This is a genomic window from Alteriqipengyuania lutimaris (assembly GCF_003363135.1).
In the GTDB taxonomy this organism is placed as follows: Bacteria; Pseudomonadota; Alphaproteobacteria; order Sphingomonadales; family Sphingomonadaceae; genus Alteriqipengyuania; species Alteriqipengyuania lutimaris.
In genome coordinates, this window is record NZ_QRBB01000001.1 from 1,264,676 (window position 1) to 1,291,308 (window position 26,633).

25 protein-coding genes are annotated in these 26,633 nt (G+C 67.0%); 19 read left to right on the top strand and 6 right to left on the bottom strand.

All coding sequences use genetic code 11. The features are described from left to right. The first annotated feature begins 5 nt into the window (after nt 1–5). From bchL to DL238_RS06225, 11 genes are all read left to right on the top strand, one after another. Entirely contained in the window at nt 6–893 is an 888-nt protein-coding gene (bchL, locus tag DL238_RS06175) for a ferredoxin:protochlorophyllide reductase (ATP-dependent) iron-sulfur ATP-binding protein (RefSeq protein ID WP_115491462.1), read from the top strand. Then, a complete protein-coding gene (gene bchM, locus DL238_RS06180) occupies nt 893–1,618 on the top strand; it encodes a magnesium protoporphyrin IX methyltransferase (protein ID WP_115492797.1) in 726 nt (241 codons plus the stop codon). Before bchL ends, bchM begins: the two co-directional genes overlap by 1 nt. Further along, nucleotides 1,615–3,045, top strand: a complete 1,431-nt coding sequence (locus tag DL238_RS06185) for a BCD family MFS transporter (protein WP_115491463.1) — start codon at nt 1,615–1,617, stop codon at nt 3,043–3,045. Before bchM ends, DL238_RS06185 begins: the two co-directional genes overlap by 4 nt. A 22-nt stretch (nt 3,046–3,067) precedes the next feature. Beyond that, entirely contained in the window at nt 3,068–3,841 is a 774-nt protein-coding gene (puhA, locus tag DL238_RS06190; RefSeq protein WP_115491464.1) for a photosynthetic reaction center subunit H, read from the top strand. Continuing rightward, nucleotides 3,838–4,482: a photosynthetic complex putative assembly protein PuhB gene (gene puhB, locus DL238_RS06195; protein ID WP_234030985.1), complete on the top strand. Its 645-nt coding sequence runs from the start codon at nt 3,838–3,840 to the stop codon at nt 4,480–4,482. The genes puhA and puhB overlap by 4 nt, the downstream gene beginning before the upstream one ends. Beyond that, the gene (gene puhC, locus DL238_RS06200; protein ID WP_115491465.1) at nt 4,479–4,955 is read left to right on the top strand and encodes a photosynthetic complex assembly protein PuhC; all 477 of its coding nucleotides are present in this window, start codon (nt 4,479–4,481) and stop codon (nt 4,953–4,955) included. The genes puhB and puhC overlap by 4 nt, the downstream gene beginning before the upstream one ends. Further along, complete coding sequence (locus DL238_RS06205; RefSeq protein WP_115491466.1) at nt 4,955–5,257, top strand: hypothetical protein; 303 nt, start codon at nt 4,955–4,957, stop codon at nt 5,255–5,257. The genes puhC and DL238_RS06205 overlap by 1 nt, the downstream gene beginning before the upstream one ends. A gap of 71 nt (nt 5,258–5,328) precedes the next feature. Continuing rightward, entirely contained in the window at nt 5,329–6,372 is a 1,044-nt protein-coding gene (gene acsF, locus DL238_RS06210; protein WP_199798035.1) for a magnesium-protoporphyrin IX monomethyl ester (oxidative) cyclase, read from the top strand. 2 nt (nt 6,373–6,374) lie between these two features. Next, entirely contained in the window at nt 6,375–7,166 is a 792-nt protein-coding gene (gene puhE, locus DL238_RS06215) for a putative photosynthetic complex assembly protein PuhE (protein ID WP_234030986.1), read from the top strand. Between the two features lie 23 nt (nt 7,167–7,189). Then, nucleotides 7,190–8,410, top strand: coding sequence for a 5-aminolevulinate synthase (gene hemA / locus DL238_RS06220; protein ID WP_115492799.1), 1,221 nt, complete (start codon nt 7,190–7,192; stop codon nt 8,408–8,410). A gap of 83 nt (nt 8,411–8,493) precedes the next feature. After that, a complete protein-coding gene (locus DL238_RS06225) occupies nt 8,494–8,718 on the top strand; it encodes a hypothetical protein (protein WP_115491469.1) in 225 nt (74 codons plus the stop codon). 130 nt (nt 8,719–8,848) lie between these two features. On the opposite strand, the gene DL238_RS06230 is transcribed toward DL238_RS06225, so the two are convergent. The 3 genes from DL238_RS06230 to DL238_RS06240 all read right to left on the bottom strand — a co-directional run bounded on the left by DL238_RS06230 (nt 8,849) and on the right by DL238_RS06240 (nt 12,634). Continuing rightward, the gene (locus DL238_RS06230) at nt 8,849–9,430 is read right to left on the bottom strand and encodes a pseudoazurin (protein WP_115491470.1); all 582 of its coding nucleotides are present in this window, start codon (nt 9,428–9,430) and stop codon (nt 8,849–8,851) included. 88 nt (nt 9,431–9,518) lie between these two features. Then, nucleotides 9,519–10,763: a DUF3422 domain-containing protein gene (locus DL238_RS06235; protein ID WP_181883846.1), complete on the bottom strand. Its 1,245-nt coding sequence runs from the start codon at nt 10,761–10,763 to the stop codon at nt 9,519–9,521. Between the two features lie 428 nt (nt 10,764–11,191). Next, nucleotides 11,192–12,634, bottom strand: coding sequence for an NAD-dependent succinate-semialdehyde dehydrogenase (locus DL238_RS06240; RefSeq protein WP_115491472.1), 1,443 nt, complete (start codon nt 12,632–12,634; stop codon nt 11,192–11,194). A 98-nt stretch (nt 12,635–12,732) separates the two neighbouring features. On the opposite strand from DL238_RS06240, the gene DL238_RS06245 reads away from it, so the two are divergent. The 4 genes from DL238_RS06245 to DL238_RS06260 all read left to right on the top strand — a co-directional run bounded on the left by DL238_RS06245 (nt 12,733) and on the right by DL238_RS06260 (nt 16,722). After that, nucleotides 12,733–13,122 carry a hypothetical protein gene (locus DL238_RS06245; protein ID WP_115491473.1) on the top strand — a complete coding sequence of 130 codons (390 nt, stop codon included), beginning with the start codon at nt 12,733–12,735 and terminating at the stop codon, nt 13,120–13,122. 80 nt (nt 13,123–13,202) lie between these two features. Then, nucleotides 13,203–13,874: a glutathione S-transferase family protein gene (locus DL238_RS06250; RefSeq protein WP_115491474.1), complete on the top strand. Its 672-nt coding sequence runs from the start codon at nt 13,203–13,205 to the stop codon at nt 13,872–13,874. Between the two features lie 94 nt (nt 13,875–13,968). Next, nucleotides 13,969–14,385, top strand: a complete 417-nt coding sequence (msrB, locus tag DL238_RS06255) for a peptide-methionine (R)-S-oxide reductase MsrB (protein ID WP_115491475.1) — start codon at nt 13,969–13,971, stop codon at nt 14,383–14,385. A gap of 216 nt (nt 14,386–14,601) precedes the next feature. Next, nucleotides 14,602–16,722, top strand: coding sequence for a transglycosylase domain-containing protein (locus DL238_RS06260; protein WP_181883847.1), 2,121 nt, complete (start codon nt 14,602–14,604; stop codon nt 16,720–16,722). 99 nt (nt 16,723–16,821) lie between these two features. Here the strand turns inward: DL238_RS06260 and DL238_RS06265 are convergent, their stop codons facing one another. The 3 genes from DL238_RS06265 to hflK form a co-directional block, all read right to left on the bottom strand. Then, complete coding sequence (locus DL238_RS06265) at nt 16,822–18,348, bottom strand: Do family serine endopeptidase (RefSeq protein WP_115491477.1); 1,527 nt, start codon at nt 18,346–18,348, stop codon at nt 16,822–16,824. 164 nt (nt 18,349–18,512) lie between these two features. Continuing rightward, nucleotides 18,513–19,355 carry a protease modulator HflC gene (gene hflC, locus DL238_RS06270; RefSeq protein ID WP_115491478.1) on the bottom strand — a complete coding sequence of 281 codons (843 nt, stop codon included), beginning with the start codon at nt 19,353–19,355 and terminating at the stop codon, nt 18,513–18,515. A gap of 2 nt (nt 19,356–19,357) precedes the next feature. Beyond that, nucleotides 19,358–20,500, bottom strand: coding sequence for a protease modulator HflK (hflK, locus tag DL238_RS06275; RefSeq protein ID WP_234030987.1), 1,143 nt, complete (start codon nt 20,498–20,500; stop codon nt 19,358–19,360). A 117-nt stretch (nt 20,501–20,617) separates the two neighbouring features. Between hflK and DL238_RS06280 the strand changes: the two genes are divergently transcribed. Genes DL238_RS06280 through DL238_RS06295 form a run of 4 tightly spaced genes read left to right on the top strand, consistent with a single transcriptional unit; the run spans nt 20,618 to nt 26,544 of the window. Further along, entirely contained in the window at nt 20,618–21,628 is a 1,011-nt protein-coding gene (locus tag DL238_RS06280) for an Mrp/NBP35 family ATP-binding protein (protein WP_115491480.1), read from the top strand. Next, nucleotides 21,625–24,003, top strand: coding sequence for a xanthine dehydrogenase family protein molybdopterin-binding subunit (locus DL238_RS06285; RefSeq protein ID WP_115491481.1), 2,379 nt, complete (start codon nt 21,625–21,627; stop codon nt 24,001–24,003). Before DL238_RS06280 ends, DL238_RS06285 begins: the two co-directional genes overlap by 4 nt. 31 nt (nt 24,004–24,034) lie before the next feature. Beyond that, nucleotides 24,035–25,081 carry a ferrochelatase gene (gene hemH / locus DL238_RS06290; RefSeq protein ID WP_115491482.1) on the top strand — a complete coding sequence of 349 codons (1,047 nt, stop codon included), beginning with the start codon at nt 24,035–24,037 and terminating at the stop codon, nt 25,079–25,081. A 59-nt stretch (nt 25,082–25,140) separates the two neighbouring features. Further along, on the top strand, nt 25,141–26,544 hold the full coding sequence (locus DL238_RS06295) for a cytochrome P450 (protein WP_115491483.1): 1,404 nt from the start codon (nt 25,141–25,143) through the stop codon (nt 26,542–26,544). Nucleotides 26,545–26,633: the final 89 nt, after the last annotated feature.

A 26,633-nucleotide genomic window follows, 5' to 3' on the forward strand; every position in this document is an offset into this window, starting at 1 on the left:
ACGTGATGCTAGACGCCGCGACACTTGCACCGCCGGACGGTGAGGGATCGGTCCAGGTCCAGCTCGACCCGAGCGACAGGATCAAGGGCGCGAAGGTTTTCGCCGTCTACGGCAAGGGCGGGATCGGCAAGTCGACCACCTCGTCCAACCTCTCCGCCGCGTTCAGCAAGCTCGGCCACCGGGTGCTGCAGATCGGCTGCGATCCCAAGCACGACAGCACCTTCACCCTGACCAAGAAGCTGATGCCGACGGTGATCGATGCGCTGGAGCAGGTCGAGTTCCACTCCGAGGAGCTGCGGACCGAGGACTTCATGTTCGAAGGCTATAACGGCGTCATGTGCGTCGAGGCGGGCGGGCCGCCGGCGGGTACCGGTTGCGGCGGCTATGTGGTCGGCCAGACGGTCAAGCTGCTCAAGCAGCACCACCTGCTCGAAGACACCGATGTGGTCATCTTCGACGTGCTGGGCGATGTGGTCTGCGGCGGGTTTGCCGCGCCGTTGCAGCATGCCGAGCGCGCGCTGGTCGTCGCCGCGAACGATTTCGACTCGATCTTCGCGATGAACCGGATCGTCGCCGCGATCGGCGCGAAGGCGAAGAACTACAACGTCCGGCTCGCGGGCGTCGTGGCCAATCGCAGCCGCGAGACCGACGAGATCGACCGCTTCTGCGACCAGATCGGGATGCAGCGGCTGGCGCATTTCCGGGATGTCGACGCGATCCGCCGCTCGCGCCTCAAGAAATGCACTCTGTTCGAGATGGACGACTGCCCCGAGGTGATCGCCGCGCAGAACGAATATCTGCGCCTCGCGCAACTGCTGTGGGACGGGGTCGATCCGCAGGAGGCGACCGCGATGAAGGATCGCGACATCTTCGACTTCCTGGGGTTCGAATGATGGCGAGCATGGCACCCCCCCAGCACTCGGTCCAGCACTCGGCGACCTACGACGCCAACCGCGACCGGCTGGCGACCTATTTCGACAGCACGGCGCGCAAGGCGTGGATCGACCTCACCTCCGATGCGCCGGTCAGCGGCGTGCGCGCGACCGTGCGCGCCGGGCGCGAGGAGATGCGCAACACGCTGCTCGGCTGGCTGCCCGAGGACCTGCGGCGCACGCGCATTCTCGATGCGGGATGCGGGACGGGCGCGCTGAGCGTCGCGGCGGCATGCCGGGGTGCCGAGGTGGTCGGCGTCGATGTCGCGGGCGGGTTGATCGAGGTCGCGCGGCAGCGCGAGCCGTTCACCGGCCACGGCCGCATCCACTGGCAGGCGGGCGACATGCTCGACCCGGAGCTGGGCACCTTTGCGCATGTGGTCGCGATGGATTCTCTGATCCACTACCGCGAGGCGGACCTGATCGCGGCGATCGAGACTTTGGGCGAGCGGACCGCGCAGTCGATCCTGTTCACCTTCGTGCCGCGCACCCCGCTGCTCTTCGCGATGTACCAGACGGGCAAGCTGTTTCCGCGCAAAGACCGCTCGCCGCGTCTCGTGCCCATCGCGGAAGCCGACCTGCGCCGCAGCCTCTCGCGCCTCGACGGCTGGCAGGTCGCACGCAGCCACCGCATCTCGCGCGGCTTCTACACCAGCCATGCGATCGAACTGGTGCGCCGCGGATGAGCAATCGCCCGCCCTTGTCTGCCCGGTGGATGCAGGTGGCCACGACGTGGCTGCCCTTCGCCGATGCGGCGAGCGCGGACCTGCCGCTGGCGCGCCTGCTGCGCCTCGCGCTGTTCCAGGTGAGCGTGGGCATGGCGACCGTCCTGCTGACGGGCACGCTCAACCGCGTGATGATCGTCGAGCTTTCGATTCCCGCCGGTCTCGTCGCGACGATCATCGCGATCCCGCTGCTGGTCGCGCCCTTGCGCGCGCTGATCGGCCACAAGTCGGACACGCACCGCTCGCTGCTCGGCTGGCGGCGCGTGCCGTTCATCTGGCTCGGCACGCTGATGCAGTTCGGCGGGCTGGCGATCATGCCGTTTGCTCTGCTGCTGCTTTCTGCACCGGGCAACGCCACGCTCGGCATCGCGGTCAGCGCGGTCGCGTTCCTCCTGACCGGCGCAGGCCTGCACACGACGCAGACTGCAGGGCTCGCGCTCGCGACCGATCTCGCCCCGCCCGACAAGCGGCCGCGTGCGGTCGCGCTGCTCTACGTGATGCTGCTCGCGGGCACGATGCTGGCGGCGCTGGCGATCGGTTCGCTGCTGGGCGATTTCACGCCCACGCGGCTGGTGCAGGTGATCCAGGGGGCGGCGCTGCTGACCCTCGTGCTCAACCTGGTCGCATTGTGGAAGCAGGAGCCGCGCGGTTCCTCGCTCGCACCTTCGGCACCCGCCGGGCCGAGCTTCGCGGTCCTGTGGCGAGCATTCGTGGCGGAAGAGCGGACCGCGCGCCTGCTCGCCGCGATCGGCATCGGCGCGGCGGCCTTCGCCATGCAGGATGCGCTGCTGGAGCCCTACGGCGGCGAAATTCTCGGCCTTTCGGTCGGCAGCACGACGATGCTGACCGGCGCCTGGGCCGCGGGCGCGCTGGCCGGTTTCTGCCTTGCCGGGCGCAGCCTGTCGCATGGCGGAGACCCGCTGCGGCTGGCGGGCACCGGCCTCGTCGCCGGTATCGCGGCGTTTCTGATGGTGCTGTTCGCATCGCCCTTCCAGTCGAGCCTCCTGCTGTTCGCGGGTGCAACCTCGATCGGGCTCGGCCTCGGACTGTTTTCGGTCGGCACGCTGACCGAGACGATGGCCCGCGCGCAGGGAGAAGGCGCGGGGCTTGCTCTGGGCGCATGGGGCGCGGTGCAGGCGAGCTGTGCGGGCGTCGCCATCGCGGTCGGCGGCACGCTGCGCGATATCATCTCGCAAACCGCGAGCGCGGGCGGCCTGTCGGGCGCGCTCAATAACCCGGCCGCCGGATATGGCAGCGTCTACATCATCGAGATCATCCTCTTGCTGGCCGCGCTCGTGGCGCTCGGCCCGCTCGTCGCACGTCGTCGGGACACCGTCACCGTGCAGCCCATCGCGCAGCGCTTCGGCCTCTGCGAGTTCCCGACATGACCGCCACGCCAGGAGAGCCCCAATGACCGATTCCTATATCGTGGGCACGTTCGACATCACGGAGCTGGTGTTCCTCGCCTTCGTCCTGTTCTTCATCGCGCTGGTCTTCTACCTGCGCCGCGAAGACCGGCGCGAGGGCTATCCGCTGGAGGACGAGGCCACGGGCCGGGTCGAAAGCCTCGGCGGTCCGCTCAGCCGGGCCAGCCCCAAGATCTTCCACCTGCCGCACGGCCGCGGCGTCGCTTCGCCCGAGAGCGTTGCGCGCGAACGGCTGGACGTGCCGGGGAAGCGGGCTTTCGGCTCCAATGGCGCGCCCTACGTGCCGACTGGCGATCCCCTGATCGACGGGATAGGCCCGGCGTCGTGGGCCAATCGCAAGCCGTTGCCCGATCTGACGCATGACGGCCGCCCCCGGATCGTGCCGCTGAGCCTCGACGCGCATATCGCCATCGCCTCGCAGGATCCGAACCCGATCGGCATGACCGTGCTGGGCGCGGATGGCGGCATCGCGGGCAAGGTCACCGAAGTGTGGATCGACCGGGCCGAGCATGTGATCCGCTACCTCTCGGTCCTCACCGAAACGGGCAAGACCGTGCTCGCGCCGATGGCGATGGCGGTGGTCAAGGGGAAGCATGGCAAGATCATCATCGATGCGCTCAACGCGGCGCACTTCGCCGGAGCGCCCGTCCCCGCCGCGCCTGACGAGATCACGTTCTACGAGGAAGAACGGATCGTGGCCTATTTCGGCGGCGGCTATCTCTACGCCAATCCGCGCCGGCAGGAGCCGGTGCTGTGAGCAGGCGCCACGCTCTCAACCATGCGCAGGCGCAGATGCTGTGGAACCCGCAGCGCGACGAGACCCTGCTGTGGCAGGGCAAGCCCGATGCGCTGGTGCTCGCCCGCACGGCGTTTCGCGCGCGGATCGTGGCGGGCTACTTCCTCGCGCTGACCGCACTGGCGCTCGTCTTCGGGGGCGGGACCGGGGCGATCTTCATGCTGCTGGCAGGTCTCGCCACGCTCGCCATCCTTCATGGCCTCGCTTACCTGTCCGCGCGCACCACGACCTACCTGCTGACCGATCGCCGCGTGATCCTGCATATCGGCATGGCGATCGAGAAGACGATCAACCTGCCGCTACGCCAGATCGGGGCCGCCCACCTGAGCGACAAGGGCGGCGGTTATGGCGAGATCGCACTGGAGCCCGCGGCCGAGCATACGCTCGGCTACGCGCTCTTGTGGCCGCATGCCCGGCCATGGCGCTATGCGCACCCGCAGCCGATGCTGCGCGCCGTGCCCGCCGCGTCGCCGGTGGCCGAAAAGCTCGCGCGCGCGGTGGCGGCGCACCAGGCGATCGAACGCGGCGAACTGCCGGCGCGCACACCGCAGCCTGCCAAACCCCGGGTCGAAGGCGCACCGGTCGAAGGGGCACTCGCATGAGCCTCGATCACGATCACGACGAGGATATTCCCCGGGTGCCGCTGATGATGATCGGCGGGATCGCCCTGCTGTCGGTGGCGCTGGCGACGGCCGCGAGCTTCGGCTTCGTGGCGCGCGACGCGGTGCCCGAAACCTCGCGCGCGATGGCGGGCACGCAGGCGCTCGCCAAGCGCAGCCTGTTCTTCAGCGATACGAGCGACGGCGCGGTGCTGGTCGAGGATGGGGCGACGCGCGAACACATCGCGCGGATCGAGCCGGGCACGGGCGGCTTCATCCGCTCCACCATGCGCAGCCTCGTCCATGTCCGCATGCGCAAGGGGATCGGCCCGGAAACGCCCTTCGAGCTGACGCGCTGGGACGATGGCGGGCTGACGCTGAGCGATCCGACGACGGGCGAAACGCGCGAGCTGATGGGCTTCGGCGCGACCAACCGCGCCGCCTTTGCGGTGCTGCTCGAACGGGAGGCGGGCTGATGCTCCAGTCACGCAACACCGGCAAGCAGTTCGACATTCCCTGCCGTATCTCGGTCGAGCAGAGCTTCGAGCATTTCCACGCCCATGTCGAACTGGCGGAGGATGTTGCCATCCGTCCAGGCGACAAGGTGCGCGTCCACGGCGCGCCGATCCGCATCGCCTTCGGCGAAACCGCGCAGTTCGAGCGGACCGCCACGGTCACCCGCGCGGGGCCGATCGCGCAGGCGCTCACCCGGCTCGCGGCCTATTTCGACCTGCGCGAACTCTACGAGGTCAGCTTCAATCCCGGGAGGATCAGATGAACGCGCCAGCCAAAATTGCGGGGGCCAGAATCCAAGAGGCGAAAGCCGAAGCGGCCCCTGGTGGAAAGATCATGACCAGCGACGAGGCCATGGCCCTCGCCACGCAGGACACGATCCTGACCCCGCGCTTCTACACCACCGATTTCGATGCGCTCGACGCGATCGACGTGAGCCTCGTGCGCGAGGAGTGGGACCAGCTGATCGCCGACATGGAAGGCGACCCGAACAAGCGGCATTTCCGCGACAAGGGCAGCTTCGCCGGGATCATCGAGAATCTCGAGCCTGCGCTGCGCGCCGAGTTCACCGATTTCATGGTCAGTTCGATGACCTCGGAATTTTCCGGCTGCGTGCTCTATGCCGAGATCGCGCGGCGCACGAAGAACCCCGACGTGAAACAGCTCTTCAGGCTGCTGGCGCGCGACGAGAGCCGCCATGCCGGCTTTATCAACGAAAGCCTCAAGGATGCCGGCATCGGCGTCGATCTGGGCTTCCTGACGAAGACCAAGAAGTACACCTTCTTCAAGCCGAAATTCATCTGGTACGCGGTCTATCTGTCCGAAAAGATCGGCTACGCGCGCTACATCACGATCTACCGGCACCTCGAAAAGCATCCGGAAAACAAGTTCCACCCGATCTTCGACTGGTTCGAGGAATGGTGCAACGACGAGTTCCGCCATGGCGAGGCCTTCGCCATGCTGATGCGCGCCGACCCCGGGCTGCTGAAGGGCCATAACACATTGTGGATCCGCTTCTTCCTGCTCGCGGTCTATGCCACGATGTACGTGCGCGACCATGCGCGCCCGGTGTTCCACAAGGCGCTGGGAGTCGATCCGACCGAATACGACTACAAGGTCTTCTCGGTCTGTAACCAGATCGCCCGGCAGGTCTTCCCGGTCGAGCTCGATACCGACAGCCCGAAATTCCGCGCGCATATGGAAGCGCTGCGGCAGGCGTCTTTGCGGATCGAGGATGGCAAGGCGCAGGGTGGCATTGGCGGCCTTGCGAAGCGCGCGAGCGGAATGGCCGGGGCAGGCTGGAACTTCGCGCGGATGTATTTCCACCGCGCGCAGAAGAACGAGCTGCCGCAGACCGTTCGATTGCAGCCCGCATGGTGAGCATGACCGGCCATGTCCTGCCCGTGCTGGCGACGATCGCGGTGTGGTTCTTCGCCACCGGGCTGATCGCGTGGGCGGCGAACGCCTCGCGCGACGGGTTCTCGCGCAGCCTCGTGCTGGCGGGCGTGGCGGGCGTTGCGGGGCTGGGCGCGGTGCTCGCGTCCTTGCGCATGACCGGCATCGACGGCAGCTATCTCGGCTTCGTCGGCGCGCTGGCGATCTGGGGCTGGCACGAGCTGGCTTTCCTGACCGGCGGGGTCACCGGGCCGCGGCGCGAGGCGGCGATGCCGCACGCACATGGGCTCTTGCGCTTCCGGCAGGCGAGCGCGGCGGTCATCCATCACGAACTGGCGCTCGGCGCGACGGCGGCGATGCTCGTCGCGCTCAGCTGGGGCCAGCCCAATCCGCTGGGCGCGCAGGTCTTCGCGCTGCTCTTCGGCCTGCGCCTGCTCGCCAAGCTCAACCTGTTCGCAGGCGTGCCCAATGCCAGCACCGACATCCTGCCGCGCCACCTCGCCTATATGACCAGCTATTTCGGGCCCAACCGCTTCACCGCGCTGCTGGGCCTCAGCATCGCCGGAACCGTCACGCTTGCCGCCTGGCTCGGCGTTCAGGCCGCGATGGCGAGCGCCGGCGGGGTCGCGACCGGTGCGAGCCTGCTGTTCGCGCTGGCCGCGCTGGGCGCGCTAGAACATCTCTTTTTCGCCCTTCCTCTGCGCGATGGTGCGCTATGGGGCTGGGCAATCGCCGCGCGGGACAGGCGGGCGCACACGAATGCGATGAGGGGACTATAATGGACAAGATGGAGATTTCCCCGATGGACTACGATGCGTTCTTCAAGGCCGAGCTCGATGGCGTGCGCGAAGAGGGGCGCTATCGCGTGTTCACCGATATCAAGCGCCATCGCGGCGCCTTCCCGCAGGCGACGCGCTTCGTGGGCGAGGAGACGCAGCCGGTCACCGTGTGGTGCTCGAACGACTATCTCGGCATGGGCCAGCACCCGGTCGTGGTCGACGCGATGCACGCCGCGCTGGACGAATGCGGCGCGGGCGCGGGCGGCACGCGCAATATCTCGGGCACCAACCATTTTCATGTCGAGCTCGAGCGCGAGCTGGCCGACCTGCACGGCAAGCAAGCCGCGCTGCTGTTCACCAGCGGCTATGTCTCCAACTGGGCGGGGCTGGGCACGCTGGCGGCGAAGATTCCGGGCTGCGTGGTGTTTTCCGACGCGCTCAACCACGCCAGTATGATCGAAGGCATTCGCCACAGCCGCGCGCCCTACAAGATATGGTCGCACAACGACGCGGAAGATCTCGACCGCAAGCTGTCGGACTACGGGCCGGAGGTGCCCAAGCTGGTGGCCTTCGAAAGCGTCTATTCGATGGATGGCGACATCGCGCCGATCGCCGAAATTCTAGACGTGTGCGAACGGCACGGCGCGATGAGCTATATCGACGAGGTCCATGGCGTCGGCCTCTATGGGCCGCGCGGCGGCGGGGTGGCCGAACGCGAAGGCCTGATGGACCGGATCACCGTGATCGAAGGGACGCTGGGCAAGGCATTCGGCGTGATGGGCGGCTATATCGCCGCCAGCGCCGACCTGATCGACTACGTGCGCACCTTCGCAAGCGGCTTCATCTTCTCGACCGCGCTGCCCCCCGCCGTGGCGGCGGGCGCGGCGGCGAGCATCCGGCATCTGAAGACCAGCCAGCTGGAGCGCGCGCGGCACAAGGACCGGGTGGCGCAGGTGCGGCGGCGGCTCGATGCGATGGGCATCCCGCATCTTCCCAACCCCAGCCATATCATCCCGGTGATGGTGGGCGATGCGCACAAGTGCAAACGGATCAGCGACTGGCTGATGGACAACCACGGCATCTACGTTCAGCCGATCAACTACCCGACCGTGCCTGTGGGGACGGAGCGGCTGCGGATCACGCCGTCGCCGGTGCATAGCGATGGCGATATCGACCGCCTGATCGCGGCGCTGAGCGAGATCTGGTCGCAGTGCGAACTGGCGCGGATGGAGGCAGTCGCCTGACCGCGCAAGCAGGCCTGCGGAACACAAGCGCCGCCGCACCCGTTGAGTAAGCGGCGGAAGAGGGAAGACTGGGAGAACCTCCGATGCTGCTCACTTCATTTCCGATGCTGTCGACGATAGCCGCACCGCTCAATATCGTGACCCTGCTGATCGTCCTCGCGATTGCAGTTGCACTGTTCGTCTTCTTCATGCGCAAACGCTCCAACCGGCATCCGATGGACACGCCGCGCGGCAAGGCCGCCGAGGAAATGCGGCGCGAGGAAGCCGAAGAGGAACGCCGCGAGGAAGGCCGCCCCAAGGTCGACTGATCCCTACTGTCGCGGGGCAACGCGCTACCTGCCGCCTCGCTGTTCAATCGCCCGCTGCCTCACGCAAAAAGAAAGGCCGGACCTCGCGGTCCGACCTTTCCTTCGATCAGTCGATCGATCGAGCTGTCGCTTACGAGCCGAGCATGCCCTCGGACTGCGCCTGGTCGAAAATCTCTTCGAACTTGCCACCGGCAAGCCCGGGGTGCGACGTTTCGCGCGCGGATTCGAGATTGTCGGTCATGCCGTCGCCTTCGACGATGATCAGGCCGACCATGCCCGCCGCGTAGTGCGGCACGCACTTGTAGCCGTAGATCCCTGGCACGGGGACGACGTAATCGACCGGCTCGTTGATCTCGCCTTCCCAGCCGCGCGCGCCATCGGGGACCATTCCCTCGATGGAGGACGACTGGTGAGTCGGGTCGGTCGGGATGAAGCGGATCGTGTCGCCGACCTGCGCGGTGATCAGGCGCGGCTTGAACACCTGCAGTCCGCTTCCGTCGGGATCGCGCGTCAGCATCTGGATCTCGATGATGTTGCCGTTGGGCTCGACCTCGGGCTCCTGCGACATCGCCGCGGCCTCGGTCGTTTCGGCAGCAGCGGGAGCCTGCGTTTCGGCAGTCGCCGGCTGCTCCTCGTCCGCGCGGCTGTTGCAGCCTGCGGTCGCAATGAGTCCTGCAAGAGCAATGCTGCCTAGAAGGGCACGTTTTTTCATAGTCTTGATCCTCTCCTCTGTTCGGCTGGGACCGTCCCCACCCGTGCAATACCCCAATTGGTGGAGCAAAGAAAGCAGCCTGTGGTGGCTATTTACCTCGAATATTGGCCTCTTTTACAAAGCGATGCCTGATTCTCGACACGAGGAGGAAGATGGTCAGGATGACTAGTGGCGTGACGACTCCGATGACGATGTCGACGACGTTGCGCGTGCCGAGCGCCTTCACCCCCTTGGCCATGTAGGCGATCAGCGCGACCGCGTAGTAGCTTGCCGCGATGACCGACAGCAGCTCGACCAGGTTCTGCAGCCGTAGCTGGAGATTGAAAGTGCTCTCCATCGATCGCAACAGGTCGAGATTCTGCGCCTTGATGCGCGTGTCGATCCGCGTGTTGAGCAGCGCGATGGCATCGCCGCTGCGTTCGGACAGGCGCTGGAGCCGGTTGACGAATGTCTCGATCGTCCGATTGGCGGGGACCAGCCGCCGTTCGGTGAAATCGGTCAGGCTCTGGAAGCCATCGATCGGCTCCACGCCCAGCCCGTCGAGCCGGTCGCCGGCAATCTGGGCATAGGCCCGGCTGGCGCTGGTGCGATAGCTGTTTTCGGCGCGAAGCCGCGCGAGTTCGGCGGAAACCTTCGAGAGATCGCCCAGCAGCCCCTCGTCGTCGTGTTCGGCATCGTCGGCCAGCGCCTGTACGTAGGCGGCCAGCTGCGCTTCGAGCGTGTTGAGTTCGGGCATCAGACGCTGAACGGGCGGCAGGCCGACGAGGGCGAGATTGCGGTAATTGCCAAGCTCCTGCAGCCGCTGGACGATCCGCCCCAGATCGTCCGCCTGCCGGTTGGGCGCACAGATCAGCAGCCGCCCGTGCCCATCCTCGCGGATGCGAAAATCCGACCATACCCGCACGCCCGAGCAGACGTAGCAGGATACCAGATCCTCCCGCTCGAACTCCATTGCGGGCAGAAGCTCTTCGGCCTCGGCCTCGCTTGCCTCGACATAGACCTTGGTGGCGCGCAGCACCGCCCCGGGCCAGTCGCCGAACCAGCCGGTGAGCGCGTCGCGGGTGGCGTTCTCCTGCCCGCTGCCGATCAGGGTGACGGTCACCGCTTCGGTATGCCGTTCCCACAGCACGGTCACATCATCGGCGAAGCGCAGAACGGCAAAGCGGCTCTCGCGTTTCTCGCTATGCGGTGGGATCGGTGGATTGGCGAGATGCTGCTGTTCGGTATCGCGCCCTGCCTCTTCGACGAGGCACACCATCTGGATGATGCGCGAGGGTGCCCGGACCGGAGCGAAGCGGCGCAGGTGCATCTCGTGCACCAGTTCACGCCGCAAGGGATGCTCCGTGAAGGCCATGGCGTGCAATACACCAAAAGCGGACCATGCGGAAGCAGCGCGCGCGGGGCGCTGCACGCACGCGCGGCGCGATCCTGCGCGCCGTATCCGGAGCGCGAGGCGCGGAAGCAGCCTGTGCGTCTTCGCCTGTCCTACACCGTCCGGAGCCGCTAGCGTGACGGCGGCTCTTTCCTATCGTCGTTCGTCGGATCCGCGCGCCTGACGCTCACAGGCATTTTTCGCGCCGCAAATCGGCAAAGTGTCACCTTGAGCATATCAAGTCGCTGAGAATGCGGCATTTTGTCAGGGTGACACATGGGTGACACCTGTCACCCTGTGTCACCCCCCGACATCGCGCCGATATTGCGCCAAAATGCCGGTTGGGGGAGGGGGCGCACCAGCCCCCCTCCGTCCCGATTGGGAAGCGATCAGCTTTCGTGGATGGTCTTGGCGACCATGCAGTGCATCACGCCTTCCTCGCCGTCTTCGCGCCCGAAGCCCGACCATTTCACGCCGCCGAAGGGCGCATCGGGCGCGCTCACATTGGCGCCGTTGATCGCCAGCATCCCGGCCTCGACCTCGGCGGCGAGGCGGCTGCGCAGCTTGGGATCGTTGGTCCAGGCATAGGCGGCGAGGCCGTAGGGCAGGCGGTTCGCCTCCTCCACGATCGCATCCGCATTGGCCATCGGGTTGAGCAGCGCGATCGGGCCGAAGGGCTCCTCGTTCATGATCTCCGCGTCGAGCGGCACTTCGCTGAGCACGGTCGGTTCGAAGAAGAAGCCCTGGTTGCCGATCCGCTCGCCGCCCGTGTCGAGCTTCGCGCCCTTGTCCTTCGCGTCGGCGATCTTCTTGGCGAGGCCTTCGGGTCCGCGCTCGTTCGCCATCGGGCCCATCTGGGTGTCCTTCTCCATCCCGTTGCCGACCTTGATCGCCTTGGTGCGCTCGACGAAACCGTCGCGGAAGGCGGGGAACAGGTCTTCCTCGATCAGGAAGCGGGTGGGGCTGACGCAGACCTGCCCGGCATTGCGGTAGGCCGCGCCGACCATCGTATCGAGCACGGTGTCGACGTCGCTGTCCTTGAACACCATCACCGGCGCGTGGCCGCCCAGTTCCATCGTGGTGACCTTCAGATCGTCCGCCGCCAGCTTGACCAGATGCTTGCCGACCGCGGTCGACCCGGTGAAGGTGACCTTGCGGATGATCGGCGAGCCAAGCAGGTGGCGGCTGACCTCGTCGGGTACGCCGAAGACCACCTGGCAGACATCGCCCGGCACGCCCGCATCGAGCAGCGCCTGCACCAGCGCGAGGCCCGCCGCCGGGGTTTCTTCGGACGGTTTCACGATGACCGAGCAGCCCGCCGCGATCGCGCCGCCGACCTTGCGCACGACGTTGATCGCGGGGAAGTTCCACGCTGCGAAGCCGGCGATCGGGCCGACCGGCACGTAGATCACGCGCGCGCTCTGCCCTTCGGGGCGAACCAGCGTGCGGCCATAGGCGCGCTTGCACTCGCCCGCGTAGAATTCGAGGAGCATCGCGCAGTAGATGACTTCGCCCATCGCCTCGCGCTGCGGCTTGCCCTGTTCGCGCGTCAGCAGCTCGCCGATCGCGCCGGCACGCTCGCGCAGCAGCGCTGCCGCCTTGTGGAGCGCGGCGGCGCGCTTGTCCGCGCTTTCTTTGCGCCACGAGTGGAAGCCCTTGTCCGCATTGGCGAGCGCGGTGTCGAGATCGTCGCTGGTCGCATGCGGCAGGCTGCCGAGCACTTCGGCCGTCGCCGGGTCGATGACGTCCTGCGTCTTGCGGCTGCCGCCGGAGACTTTCTCGCCGCCGATCAGAAGGTGAAGGGAGGAATGGTCGCTCGGTGCATCGGTCATATGGGCAGGGTCCTTTGGCTAGCGGTTGGTCTCGTGTCCGCGCCGTTCTTTCAGAAAGAGGCAGCGCCGGGCGTGCGCTTCAGGTATGGTCCCGGGTCATGATCGCCAACCTCTTGCCGCTCGTTTTTCTCGCCCTCCAGCCCGCGACCGCTGCGGACGGGCCTGCCGCGCCCCCCGCTTCGACGGAAAAGGAGGCCGTATCGCTGCCCGCGGACCAGCAGGGCGCGATCCGCTGTTCGGCGGCCTTCGCGCTGATCGCCGAACGCCAGCGGCTGGGCGAGGAGGCGGCGCTGGAATATCCTCCGCTGGCCGAGCGGGGGCGCGAATTCTTCGTCCAGGCAAGCGCACGGGTGATGGACGAATCCGAACTCGACCGGGCGGCGATCAGCGCGCAGCTGCGCAGCCAGGCGCAAAGCATCGTCGCGGAGGGCACGCTCGACCAGATCATGCCGCCATGCCTCATGCTGCTCGAAGCTTCGGGCATCTGATCGCCTGATTGCGCACAACTGGCCGCAGTCGCACGCAAGCATCTGGATTTGCGGACACGAATACCCCAAGTGGGGCGCGCATGTGGACCGTCCACCAATTCCCGCTCTGCCCGTTCAGCCGCAAGGTACGCATCCTGCTGCGCGAGAAAGGCGTGCCTTTCGCCCTCAACCGGCTCGATCCGTGGAAGGCCGACGACGATTTTCTCGACATGAACCACGCAGGCCGCGTGCCCGTGGTCGAGGAGACCGAGAAGGGGATCGTGCTCAGCGATTCGACCGCGATCTGCGAATATTTCGAGGAAACGGTCGACAAGGCGCCGATGATCAATGGGTCGGCGCTCAACCGCGCGGAAATCCGCCGGCTGGTCGCTCTGCTGGAGGAGAACCTGTTCGGCGATGTCACCATGCCGCTGCTGCACGAGCGGATGAAGAAGCGCTTGGTGCTGCGCGAACCGCCAGATTCGCGGATCATCCGCGAGGCGATGAAGCTGGCGCACGCGCATCTCGACTATCTCGACTGGCTGCTCGATCACCGCGCCTGGATCGCGGGCCCGCAGATGAGCCTCGCCGACATCACCGCCGCCGCCCAGCTTTCGGTCGCGGATTACCTCGGCGGAATCGACTGGAAGGATCACGGCCCCACGCGCGACTGGTACGCCGCCTTCAAGAGCCGCCCGAGCTTCGGCCCGCTGCTGAGCGAGCGGATGGACGTGATCCAGCCGCCCGCGCACTACGCGCAGCTGGACGACTAACGCCTCTGGCAGCGGCGGGTGGCGCGCGGCGATAAGCGCCGAAACTGGAACTCCGCGGATTGCGGGCCATATAACCGGGAAAGGAGTTTCCCATATGTCCGACAAGCTCGAACTGACCGAAGACCAATGGCGCGAGCGCCTAACCCGCGAACAGTACCAGGTGCTGCGCGAGGCGGGGACCGAGCGTGCCTTCACCGGCGCCTACGACAAGCTGAAGGACGAGGGCGAATATCACTGCGCCGCCTGCGGCAACCTCGTCTTCCGCAGCAACGAGAAATACGACAGCGGATCGGGCTGGCCCAGCTTCTATGCCCCGGTCGAAGACGATGCGGTGGAAACCAAGCAAGATGTCTCGCACGGCATGACCCGCACCGAGGTGCTGTGCGCGAACTGTGACAGCCACCTGGGCCACGTCTTCCCCGACGGCCCCAAGCCCACCGGGCTGCGCTACTGCATCAATTCGGTCGCGCTCGAATTCGAAGCCGCGGGCGATCCTCCCGTCGGGAGCTGATGCGCGAATTGCGGCAAAATCATGTCGTTCATTCGCCATTGAGCTTTGTCCGTGCATAGGCGAGATGCGTAAATTCGGGCGCGCGTCGCGGCGCGCCACAGGTTGGGACGAAGCATCTAGATGGCGGGATATGGCACCACAGGCGCGAAGGGGAAGCGGAGATTCCCCGGCGCCAGGACGTGGGAGAAAACCCCCCGCTGGCTGCGTCTGACGGTAATGTGGCTGGGCGGCCTCGCCGCTCTCGCCGTGATCTTCCTGATGCTGGCGGTCGCTTTCGCCGCTCGTTCGCTTCCATCCTACGAGGAACTCAAGGCCGCGCAGACCGCGCAGACCATCGTCGTACGCGCGGCCGACGGCAGCGAGATCCTGGAGCTCGGTCCAAGCTACGGCGAATGGCTCGACAAGGAAGAAATTCCCGATGTCATGAAGCAGGCGATGATCGCGGTGGAAGATCGCCGGTTCTATTCGCACTTCGGCGTCGACGTCGTGCGGACCGGCGGGGCGGTCCTTGAGCCGATCTTCGGCTCGCGCTCGCGCGTGGCGGGGACCTCCACGATCACGCAGCAGCTGGCGCGCAACGTCTTCCTCAATTCGAACCGCACGATCGACCGCAAGCTGCGCGAAGGCGTGCTGGCCCTGGCGCTGGAAGCGAAGTTCGACAAGGAGCAGATCCTCGAACTCTATCTCAACAAGGTCTATTTCGGCGGCGGCGCCTATGGCGTCGACAGCGCCAGCCGCAAGTTCTTCAGCCATCCCGCGACCGAACTTTCGACCGCCGAGGCCGCGATCATCGCAGGCCTGGTCAAGGCGCCGAGCCGCTATTCGCCGACCGCCGATGTCGACGCCGCCGTGGGCCGCGCGCAGGTCGTGCTGCGGCTGATGCGCGAACAGGGACGGATCAGTGCCGAGCAGGCATCGGTCGATCCCTCCGCCGTGAGGCTCAAGGAAGAGAGCGGCCAGAACTCGGTGCGCTATTTCACCGACTGGGCGCTCCCGCAGCTAGACATCCTGCTGCCCAACACGCTCGAACCGATCGAGGTGTGGACCACGATCGACACCGGAATGCAGGCTGCCGCGACCGCCGCGGTCAAATCGAACGCGCCCAGCGGGGCGCAGGGCGCGCTCGTCTCGCTCGATCGCGACGGTGCGATCCGCGCGCTGGTCGGCGGGACCGACTACGTCCAGAGCAATTTCAACCGCGCGACCGTGGCCCAGCGCCAGCCCGGCTCGGCCTGGAAGCTGTTCGTCTATCTCGCCGCGCTCGAAAGCGGATACCGCGCCGACGATACCGTGGTCGATGCACCGATCACGATCGACGACTGGAGCCCCCGCAACTCCAGCGGACGTTTCTCCGGCGAGATGAGCATGCGCCAGGCCTTCGCCTATTCGGTGAACACCATCGCCGCGCAACTGGGCAACGAGGTCGGCTTCGGAACGGTCGCGTCGATGGCGCGGCGCTTCGGGATCACGTCGGACATTTCCACCTTCCCCTCGATGGTACTGGGCAGCTCCGAAGTCCGCCTGATCGATATGACCCGCGCCTTCGCCTCGGTCGCGGCGGGCGGCGTCTCGGTCGAACCCTACGGCATTGTCAAGGTCACGACGACCGGCGGAGAGACGCTCTACCAGCACGAGCGTGCGCGCGAAGTGCGGCTGGTGCCCGACTATGTCGCCACCCAGATGACCGACCTGCTGCAGGCGGCAGTGCAGACCGGCACGGGCCGCGCCGCGCAGATCGGCCGCCCGGTGGCCGGCAAGACGGGCACCACCAGCTCGAACAAGGATGGCTATTTCGTCGGGTTCTCTTCCGGCCTGACCACAGGCGTATGGATGGGCCGCGACGACAACAACGCGGTCAGCGGGCTGTCGGGCGGGCGAGCCCCTGCGCAGGCCTTTGCCGCCTTCATGCGCTTTGCGGTGAAAGACCGCCCGGTCGAGGAATTCGATACCGATACCGACCTGCCCGATTGGCAGATCGAGCCGGACGAGGAATTCAATTACGGCGATCCGGAGGATTATTACTTCATCGACGAGCAGGGCAACCTGATCGAGCCGGGACGCGGTGCGAGCGAACCGGGCCCCGCCAGCGAGGGCGCGACCGAAGGCACGCGCGGCCAGCCCGGGCAAGGCGCCGACGGCGAGCAGCAGGCGGTCGACGACGATTTCCTCGAACGCGCGATCGGCGGTAATCAGGGCGGTAATCAGGGTGGGGGCCAGACGACCCGGCCGCAGCCTCCGCAGCAGCAGCCTCCGCCCCAGCCGAGGCCATCGCCGCAACCGGCGCAGCCCGGGCGCGAGGCCCCGCCGCTCGCTCCCCAGCGATCGCCCGGCCAATAGCCCGCCGGCGCTTCGCTCCTAATTGTGTCGCCCAATCAAAAGCCCCGCCGGATCGCTCCGACGGGGCTTTTGATTGCGGTATGTTCGGTCTGAAAGCGCCTAGTCGCGGATACGCACCGCGAAGTAGCCGCTCTGACCGCGCGAACGCTGGATCCGCAGCACCACGGCATCGCGGCCCTCTTCGTCGGCCTCGCGCACGATCGCTTCGAGCTGTTCGGTCGAGGTCACCGGGCGGTAGTTGGCCGACAGAATGATGTCCCGTCGCTGCAGGCCCTTGCGCGCAGCATCGGAATTCCGGTCGACCGCGGCAATGGCGAGGCCCTGCGTATCGGCAGGCACGCCGAGCTGGCGCGCGATGGTCGGATTGATCGCCACTGCGCCGAGGCCCAGCTTTTCGGCGAGGAATTCGTTGCCGTCGAGCGGGGCGTTCATCCCCTCTTCCTCGCTCTCGTCCTGTCCGAACATCTGCGAGCGCGCCATTTCCTCGGCGCTGGGGCGGGTGCCCACGGTCAGGCGGATGGTGCGGCGTTCGCCGTCGCGGATCACCGTGATCGGGATGGTGGTGCCCGGTTCGATATTGGCGACGAGGAACGACAGCGTCTGGTCCGGCGTAACGTCGCGGCCATCGACCGCGATCACGACGTCGCCCGCTTCGACCCCGGCGCGCGCGGCGGCTTCGCCGTCGACCACCGATTGCACGATCTCGCCGCGATTGCGCGGCAGGCCCAGCGCGGCGGCGAAATCGTCGCTGACCGGCTGGATGCTGACACCCAGATAGCCGCGCTCGATCGTCTCGCCGCGACGCAGACGCTCCACGATAGGCGCTGCGGTTTCCGCCGGAATGGCGAAACCGACACCCACACTGCCGCCCGAGGGCGAGAGGATCGCGTTGTTGATGCCGATGACGTTGCCCTGCATGTCGAACAGCGGGCCGCCCGAGTTGCCGCGGTTGATGGCCGCATCGGTCTGGATGTAGCGGTCATAGGCACCCGCACCCGCGGTCCGCAGGACCGAGGAGATGATGCCGCTGGTCACCGTGCCGCCAAGGCCGAAGGGGTTGCCGATCGCGACCACCCAGTCGCCCGCGCGTGCCTGGTCCGAATTGCCGAAACGCACGAAGGGGAAGGGCTCCGACCGCTCGATCTTCAGCACCGCGAGATCGGAGTCCGGATCGGTGCCGACCAGTTCCGCCTCGTATTCGGTGCCGTCGGGCATGGTCACGGTGATTTCTTCCACCGTGCCGTTGCCCTGCGGCGTCACCACGTGGTTGTTGGTCACCACCACGCCGTCGGCCGAGATGATGAAGCCCGAGCCGAGCGACTGGCCTTCGCGCGTCGTCGGCTGGCCCTGTCCGCGATCGCCGAACATGCCTTCGAACGGCGTGCCCGCGAAGGGGTTGGAGCTTTGCACCTCGACGCGCTGGCGGGTGGAAATGTTGACCACCGCCGGGGCGAGCTGTTCGGTCAGGTCGGCGAAGCTCGCCGGCGCTCCGGCGCGCGGCACCGCGGCATTGATCTGGGCGTTCTCGTTCTGCGCGACCTGGGCGCCCGCAGGCTGTCCGGTCACGAGAGAAATCGTTGCACCGCCGATCAGCAGTGCGGAAGTCAGGCCATAAGCGTATCGCACGGGTCTCACGTCCTTCTGGTTCCTTTATATTTCGGCCGCTCTCGCGCATTCAATGCGCGAAGGGCCGCTCTATTTCCCGCCATCCCTTCAAAGGGGCGGGCGCTTAATCCCGATTGAACGACCGGGACCCGCTCTGCCGAACGGCAATGCCGCTCGACGAACGGTCAACGCTGTCCGCGGAACTGCCGCAGATATTCGTTGTCGGGCGAAAGGATGATGTTGCTCTCGCTTTGTGCATCGCCATCGCGGCCGGTCTCGAATGTCTGGTCGTAGCTCTGCATCGCGCGGTAGAAATCGTAGAAATCGGCGTCTTGCCCGAAGCTTTCGGCATAAATGCGGGCGGCTTCGGCGTCGGCCTCGGCGCGGATGATCCGCGCGTCGCGGCTGCCGCCGGCGCGGATCGTGCGCGCCTCGCGCTCGCGATCCGATTCCATCCGCCGGAAGGCCGATTGCAGCGGAGCTTCGGGCAGGTCGGTGCGCATGATCTTCACATCGACCACTTCGGCCCCGTACTGGCGTGCCTGACGGTCCAGATTGGCGCGGACATTGGCTAGCGCATTGCCGCGCTCTGCGGTCAGCATCCCCTGGAAGGTGCGGCGGCCCAGTTCCTGCCGCAGCACCGAGTTGAGGATCGGCTCGAGCGCGTTGCGCACGCCATCGGTCGTGCCTGCACGTTCCACCATGCGGACCGGATCGACGATCCGGAAGCGCGCGTAGGCGTTGACCAGCAGGCGCTGCTGATCGGCCGAGAGGACTTCCTGATCGTTCATCTCGAGGTCGAGCAGCCGCTTTTCCACGCGGCGAACCGAGTCGATGAAGGGCACGCGCAGGTACAAGCCTGCATCTGTGTCTCCGCCGATCGTGTTAACGGTGCCGACCGGGTCACCCGTGCGCACGATCACAGCCTGCTCTTCCTCGGGCACGATATAGACGCTCATCAGCAAGCCGACGATCAGAATGCCCAGGACCACCAGGGCGATGCGGTATCTTTCCCAGAATCCGTTCATGATTACTGGCTCCCTGCGGGTGTCGCGGTCGGCGCGGTCGGCGCCGCGTCACGGCGGCGATTGATCTCGGGCAGCGGCAGATAGGGCGTGACGTTGTCGGTCTCGACGATCGTCTTGTCGGTCCGGCTCAGCACACGTTCCATGGTTTCGTAATAAAGGCGGCGGCGGGTCACTTCGGGGGCAAGGCGGTACTCCTGGTACACCTTGTCGAAGGCCTGCGCCTCACCTTCCGCATTGGCGAGCACCTGCTGCGCGTAGCCCTGCGCCTGGTTGCGCGCCGCATCGGCGTTCTGTTCGGCCACCTGCACGTCGCGGAAGGCATCGACCACCTGTGCCGGCGGGTCGGCCTTCTCGATCTCGACACCCAGCACGCGGATACCCGCGCCATATGCGTCGAGCGTCGCCTGCATCCGTTCGCGCACGTCGAGCTCGATCGCGGCGCGCCCCTGGCCCGAGAACGTCTCGTCCAGTTCGGTCTCGGCCACGGCGGCACGCATCGCCGCCTCGGCCGCTTCGTTCACGGTCTCGATCGGATCGACGACGCGGAAGTTGAAGCCTTCCAGATCCTTGATGTTCCAGCGCACGATGTAGCTGAGGTCGACCAGGTTCTGGTCGCCCGTCAGGATCAGCTTGGCCTGCGTGTTGCTGCCGGGAATGCGGACCGAGCGGACACCTTCGACATCCTGGACATCGACCGTCTCGATCGGGAAGGGCGCGGTGAACTGGAGCCCGGAATCGAGCGTGCGCGTGTAGTTGCCCAGCGTCTTCACGACCGCTTTTTGCTGCGGGCCGATCAGGTGCGTGCTGGTTACGCCGATCCAGATGATCACGACGATCGCGACGATAATGGGCACCCAGCTCTTCCCGCCGGGGCGCTCGGGCAGGCGGAAGTTCGGGCCACCCGGGCCACCGCCGCCGGACCTGCGACGCGGACCTTCGGGGCCGCGGTTTTTGAAGATATCCTCGATCGAGGCGGAGCGACGCGGCTCTCCGTCGCCGCCGCGCCCGTTGCCGCCCTGCGGCAGCCACGGATTGCGCGGACCCTTGGGCTTGTCGCTGCCGGGACCGTCGCCTTTTTCGCCTTTCGGCGGATCGGACCGATCGCCGTCATCGGAAGACCCGCCCCAGGGATTTTTGCCAGCCATCGCCAGCGCGATTTTCGAGTGAAACCCGTCCAAGATTTTCATGGTTCCCTGTATAGGGAGCGTCGGCTGCGAAAAACAGGGGTTGTCCGCCCATTTTTGCTGTTATGGACGCTTCCGATGACGAAGGATGCGGGACGAGAGCGAGCCACGGAACTCACTGCGGTCAGGGAGGCGCTTGGCCCGGAGCTGGCGGAGCGGATCGCGGCGGTGCGCGCGCGCCCCGACACCGGGGCGGGAGGCGCGCTGTCGCTGGTGGTCGACGGCTCGGGGCTGAGCGAAGCGGCGCGCACGGCGCTCGAAGGCGAGCTGCGCGAAGGGCTGGCGACGATCGCCGCGGGTCGCGAGATCGCGATCGCCTTCATGGGCGAGCGGGTGAAAAGGCGGATCATCGCGATCGGATCGGGCAAGGGCGGGGTCGGCAAGTCGACCGTGACCGCCAATCTCGCGGTGGCGCTGAAGCGCGCCGGGGTGAAGGTCGGCGTGATCGATGCCGATATTTACGGTCCCTCGCAGCCGATCCTGCTGAAAAGCGAAGACATGAAGCCCGAGGCCGAGGGTGAGACGCTGCAGCCCGTGGTCGGCGCGGCGGACATTCCGATGCTGTCGATGGGGCACTTGGTGAACAAGGGCCGCGCGCTCGCGTGGCGCGGGCCGATGGCCGGGCGCGCGCTGGCGCAATTGTTCGAAGCGAACTGGGGCGATGCCGAGGTGCTGCTGGTCGACCTGCCGCCGGGCACGGGCGATGTGCAAATCACCATGCTGCAGAAGTTCCGCCCCGATGGCGCGGTGATCGTCTCGACGCCGCAAGACCTCGCGCTGGCCGATGCGGCGCGCGCGGGTTCGCTGTTCGACCAGGGCGAGGTGCCGATCCTCGGCCTGATCGAGAACATGGCGGGCTATGTCTGCCCGCATTGCGGCGAGGCGAGCGACCCCTTCGGCAGCGGCGGGGTGGAGCGCGCGGCAGGCCGCCTCGACCTGCCCTTCCTCGGGCGCATTCCGCTCAGCCATGCGGTGCGCGAATCGAGCGATGCGGGCGCGCCTGTGGCCATGGGCGACACGCCCGAGGGCAATGCCTTTCGCGCGATCGCGGAGAAAATTGCGCAGGCGCTGTCCGTGAAAACGGCATGAAGGTTTCGCGCCGGGGCGTGCTGGCGGGCGCGGCGGCGGGCGGTGGCCTGCTCGTCGCGTTCCTGCTGCTGCCCCAGCGCTTCGACGCGCCGCTCGAACCAGCGGAGGGCGAGGCGGGCTTCAACGCCTGGCTCAAGATCGCCGGCGATGGCGTGGTCACGGTTGCCGTCCCCCAATGCGAGATGGGGCAGGGCGTCACCACGCTCATCCCGCAGATCGTCGCGATGGAGCTTGGCGCGGACTGGCGGCAGATCGCGGTCGAGCCCGCGCCGCCTGCGGGCGCCTATCCCAACGTGCCGCTGGCGAGCCTGTGGGCGCCGCTGTGGCTTGCGGGCGGCGCGGACCTCGCCAGCGACGAGGATTCGCTGCTCGCCCGCCGCTTTGCCGAGCGCACGCGTTTCAACGCGACCGCCGCAGGCACCACGCTGGCCGCCTACGAAGCGCCCGCCCGCGCAGCCGCCGCGACTGCGCGCGCTATGCTGATTGCCGAGGCTGCCGCGCGCTGGGGCATCGCGCCAGAGGAATGCCGCGCGCAGGACGGATTCATCGTCGCGGGCGAGCGGCAGCTGCGCTTCGCCGATCTGGCAGAGGCCGCTGCGCAGCGCGATCCGCCCGATGTCGCACCGCTGCGCAGTGAGCCTCCGGCGGAACCGCCGACCGGCCCGGGCGCGCGGGCCGAGACCGATTTTCCCCGCCTCGACCTGCCGGCCAAGGTCGATGGCAGCTTCCTGTTCGCGGGCGATATCCGTCTGCCCGGCATGGCCTATGTCGCGATCCGCCACGGCCCGATCGACCGGCCGCGCCTGAAGCGTTACGAGCGCGAGGCGGCCGCGAAGGTGCGCGGTCTGGTGGGCGTCGTTCAGGGCAATCGCTGGCTTGCCGCCGCGGGCGAGACATGGTGGGCGGCGGAACGGGCGCTGGCCGCGATGAAGCCGGTCTTCGGCATCACCGATCCCGTGTCGAGCGAGGGCGTTGCGCGCGCAATCGATCGCGCCCTTGCCGATGGCGAGGCGCACGAAGTTGCGCTGGTCGGTGCGCGCGAGGTGGTCGACGGGCGGGCCACGCTTTCGCGCCGATACGATATCGCGCCTGCCGTCCATGCGCCGATCGAGACTGCGTCGGTCACCGCGTGGCTCGACGATGGCAAGCTGACGATGTGGATCGCCAGCCAGGTGCCCGAGCGGGTGCGGGTCTCGGTCGCGCGTGCGGTGGGCATCGAGGTCGAGGATGTGATCCTCGTCCCGATGGCGGCAGGGGGCAGTTTCGATGCGCGGCTCGACCATGCCCATGCGATCGAAGCGGCGGTGATCGCGCGCGAACTGGGCCGTCCGGTCCAGCTCGTCTGGTCGCGCTGGCAGGAAATGATCGCCAGTCCGCCGCGCGCGCCCGCGGCGGCCCAGCTTTCCGCGCGGCTCGGCCGGGATGGCGCCATCATCGCGCTGAAGAGCAGGATCGCGGTCCCGCCCTTCATGCACGAACAGGGCGCGCGCCTGTTCGACAATCGCACCACATGGGCCGCACGCGAAGACAATGCGGGACGCGCCGATCCGCTGGCGGTGGCTGGCGCGGTGCCTGCCTATGCGATTGCCAATCTGGCGGTCGATCACGTGCCGGTCGACACGCGCCTGCCCGTCGCACGGATGCGCGGGGGCGGCGACGCGCTGACCGCATTCTTCACCGAGTGTTTCGTCGACGAGGTGGCGCAGTCGCTGGGGCGCGAAAAACTGTCCTACCGCATCGCGATGCTGGGGCAGGATCTTGCGATGGTCGAGGTGCTCCAGCGTGCCGCCCGCCTCGCCCAATGGGACGGAGGCGCCGCTGCGGCGGGGCAGGGCATAGCCTGCCACAGGATGGTGCTGGGCGAGCGCGTCGGGCGGATCGCCTGCGTGGCGCAGGCAACGCCGGGGGAGGGCGGCATCCGCGTATCGCGCCTCAGCGTGGCGGCGGATATCGGGCGGATCGTCAATCGCGACCTCGCGCGCCAGCAGATCGAGGGCGGGCTGATCTTCGGCCTGTCGCTCGTGCTGGGATCGGCCATAGGCTATGATGGCGGTCTGCCTACCAGCGCGCGGCTGGGTTCGCTGGGCCTGCCCACGCTGGCCGATAGCCCCGACATCGCGATCGATTTCGTGACCAGCGACCAGGAGCCGTTCGATCCCGGCGAACTGGGCACCGTGATCGCGGCGCCCGCGATCGCCAACGCCCTGTTTTCGGCCACGGGTCAGCGTTTGCGCTCGCTCCCGCTCGACCTCGCGGCTGCCCAACCACCTGTCCAGCCACCTGCGCAGCCGGAGCAGCCCGATCCGCCGGAGCCCGCCTCCGGAGCGCCATCATCCGAGCCATCGCCAGAACCATCGATTGAAGAGCCGTCTTGACGCGGGACCTTCCTTCGCGTTGGCGAAACGCATGACTTGGCAAGACCAGCAGCTTCCGGCCGACCATCCCCCCGTACGCTCGGGCAGGATCGGCGTGCTGGTCGTGAATCTCGGCACGCCCGCCGCGCCGACGACGGCCGACGTGCGGCGCTATCTCGCCGAATTCCTGTCCGACCGGCGGGTGATCGAACTGCCGCCGATCGCTTGGCAGCCGATCCTACGCGGGGTCATCCTCAACACCCGGCCCGCCAAATCGGCCGAAGCCTATCGCAAGGTGTGGGGCGAGGACGGATCGCCGCTCGCCGCGATCACGAGAGCCCAGGCCGAAGCGATGCAGCCGCGCTTTGCGGAAGGCTCGGACGACCGCGTTATCGTCGACTGGGCGATGCGCTACGGCGAGCCGACGATCCAGGACAAGCTGACCGCGCTGAAGGAGCAAGGGTGCGACCGCATCCTGCTCGCGCCGCTCTACCCGCAATATTGCGCGGCGACGACCGCGACCGTGGTCGACAAGGCGAGCGACTGGCTGCGCGAACAGCGCTGGCAGCCGAGCCTGCGCACCCTGCCGCCCTATCACGACGACCCGCTCTATATCGACGCGCTGGCGCAGGATATCGAACGCCAGCTGGCCGCGCTCGACTTTGTCCCCGAGCTGCTGGTGACGAGCTTCCACGGCATGCCCGCGCGCACGCTGGCGCTGGGCGACCCCTACCACTGCCACTGCCACAAGACCGCGCGGCTGCTCGAGGCGCGGATGGCCCAGTCCGGCTTGTACCCCGACCTGCGTTTCCGGATCAGCTTCCAGTCGCGCTTCGGCCCGGCCAAGTGGCTCGAACCCGCGACCGACCAGGTCCTGATGGAAGAGGCGGGCAAGGGCACGAAGCGCATCGCCATCGTCGCGCCCGGCTTTTCCGCCGACTGCCTCGAAACGCTCGAAGAGCTTGCGATGGAAGGCAAGGAACAGTTCGAGGAAGCGGGCGGGGAGCAATTCGCCGCGCTGTCCTGCCTCAACACCTCCGACGCGGGGCTGGCGATGCTCGAGGCGATCCTGCGGCGCGAACTTTCAGGGTGGATTTGAACGGCTGGATTTGCGGGCGCAGCTAATTTACATTGGGGTCAATAAGGAGAGCACACCCGATGGCCACCGCACCCGTTCAAGACATGCCGGCCCACCAGCCTGCGCAGGTCCGCCCGACGCACTGGAAAGAGGCCAATCCGTCCCTGGCGGACCTCTCCCACATTCCCGGCGAACAGGGCCTGCCGTTCGTCGGCAACACCTTCAAGATGCTGGCCGATCCGCCCGCCTTCACCCGCGCGATGGTGGAGAAATACGGGCGCGTCTATCGCAACAATGCCTTCGGCGGCACGGTCGTCGCGCTGGTCGGCGCGGATGCGAACGAGCTGGTGCTGTTCGACCGCAAGAAGATCTTCTCCAGCGAACAAGGCTGGGGCCCGATTCTCGACCAGCTGTTCCCGCGCGGGCTGATGCTGCTGGATTTCGACCATCACCGCGCCGACCGCAAGGCGCTGTCGATCGCCTTCAAGCCCGAGCCGATGCGGCATTATGTCGGCAGCCTCAATCACGGCATCGCCCGGCGCATGGAGGAATGGGGTTCCGGCTCCATGAAGTTCTACCCCGCAATCAAGCAGCTCACGCTCGACCTCGCGGCGGACAGCTTCATCGGCATTCCCTTCGGCGAGGAATCGGAGAAGGTGAACCAGGCCTTCGTCGACATGGTGCAGGCCTCGGTCGCGCCGATCCGCCACTCGCTGCCCTTCACCAAGATGAAGCGCGGCACCGATGGTCGCGCCTATCTGGTCGAGTATTTCACCAAAGAGACCGAGCGTCGCCGGGCCGAAGGCGGCGGCCAGGACATGTTCAGCCAGTTCGCCACCGCGACGCGCGACGACGGCGAGCTGCTGCCGGTCGACGAAGTGGTCGACCACATGAACTTCCTGATGATGGCTGCGCACGACACGATCACCTCGTCCGCGACCTCGCTGGTCTATTTCCTCGCGAAGAACCCCGAATGGCAGGACAAGCTGCGCGAGGAACTGCGCGCGATCACCGGGGGCGAGGGCCGCGCACTCGAATACGAGGATCTGGCCAAGGCCGAGCTGACCGAGATGGCGTTCAAGGAAGCGCTGCGGATGATGCCGCCGGTCCCCTCGATCCCGCGCCGCGCGCTGGAGGAATTCGAGTTTCACGGATACCGCATCCCGGCGGGCACGCCGGTAGGTGTGAACCCGAATTTCGTGCACAACGACCCGGAGATCTGGGATTCGCCCAAGACCTTCGATCCCATGCGCTTCACCCGCGAAGCGGAAAAGGCACGGCACAAATATGCCTGGGTGCCCTTCGGCGGCGGCGCGCACATGTGCCTAGGGCTCCACTTCGCCTATATGCAGATCAAGATCCTGATGGCGCACCTGCTGACCCGCTACCGGATCGAGGTCGCTGAAGGCTACGCGCCCGACTGGCAGGCCTGGCCGATCCCGCAGCCCAAGGACGGCTTGCAGATCAGGCTGGAGAAGCTTTGAAAAGATCCTCCCCGTTTTCGCTTAAGCGCAAATGGGGAGGGGGACCGCGATACCGCAGGTGTCGGGGTGGAGGGGTAACAAGCGCTCAT